The organism is Curtobacterium sp. B18, assembly GCF_000333375.1.
Classification (GTDB): Bacteria; Actinomycetota; Actinomycetes; order Actinomycetales; family Microbacteriaceae; genus Curtobacterium.
This window is the reverse complement of sequence record NZ_BACZ01000396.1, coordinates 1-955: the sequence shown is the minus strand read 5'-3', so window position 1 is coordinate 955 and position 955 is coordinate 1. Positions and strand designations below refer to the sequence as shown.

Below are 955 nucleotides of genomic sequence, written 5' to 3'. Positions count from 1 at the left end.
CGCACGACCCGGTCGCCTCGTGGATCGGGCCTCGGCTGCCCACCGAGGCACTCGTCACGATCGAGCTCGACGTCGCCCCGGACACCCGATCGTTCGGCGTGCTCCTGCGCACGAGCGACGACGCGGAAGCCGGCTACGCGCTCCGCCTCGAACCGGACCGTTCCCGACTCGTCCTCGATCGGTGGCCGCGCGGCACGACCGGCGGCGAGCAGTGGCAGATCCTCGGTGACGTCCCGCACGCGGTCGAGCTCGAGCGGCAGGTGTCCCTCGCTCCCGGTCCGCACCGCATCGACGTGCACCTCGACGGCGACCTCTGCGTCGCCGTCGTCGACGGCTCCGTCGCGTTGAGCACGCGCCTCTACGACCGCCCGTCCGGGCGCATCGCGCTCTTCGCGCAGGACGGCGCGTTCGCGCTGACCCGGGTCACCGTCGGCACCCGCTGACGGGCTCCGCACGGTCGGACGGGAGGCGCGGTGCCAGCTGGCACCGCGCCTGGCGTCCGTCAGTCGTCCTCGTGCGCGGCCAGGGTTGCGAGCACGAGCTTCGCGATCCGCCGTTGTCCCGCGTCGTTCGGGTGGATGCCGTCCGTCGAGTAGATCCCGGTCCCGGAGTAGTCGGCCTCCGGGAAGGTGTCCGCCATGCCGACGAACGCGGCCCCGCCCTTCCCCGCGGCGTTCTCGATCTCGGCGAGGTAGGTCGACCACGGGCTCGCCATGCCGTCCGTCATGCCCGAGGCTGGGGTGAACTCCCCGATCACGAGCAGCGAGGGCTTCGTGGGGAGCGCCGCGAGCGCCTTCAGGAACGCCACGTACTGCGTGCCGAGTTCCTCGGGCGAGAGCTTCGATGCGTCGTTGCCACCGAGCGTGATCGTGATGAGGTCCGGAGCAGCGCGACGCATCGCCGTCAGGAAGCCCTCCTGGTCCTTCGTGAAGGTCGCGATCGTCGATCCGGAGTG

At 71.5% G+C, this 955-nt stretch carries 2 protein-coding genes; one reads left to right on the top strand and one right to left on the bottom strand.

The features are described 5' to 3' along the window. A partial coding sequence (locus I5E_RS11015) for a GH32 C-terminal domain-containing protein (RefSeq protein ID WP_031262223.1) occupies positions 1-443 on the top strand: 443 nt, incomplete at its 5' end. Positions 444-502: 59 nt separating this feature from the next. Here the strand turns inward: I5E_RS11015 and I5E_RS11010 are convergent. Beyond that, a partial coding sequence (locus I5E_RS11010) for an SGNH/GDSL hydrolase family protein (protein WP_022907037.1) occupies positions 503-955 on the bottom strand: 453 nt, incomplete at its 5' end.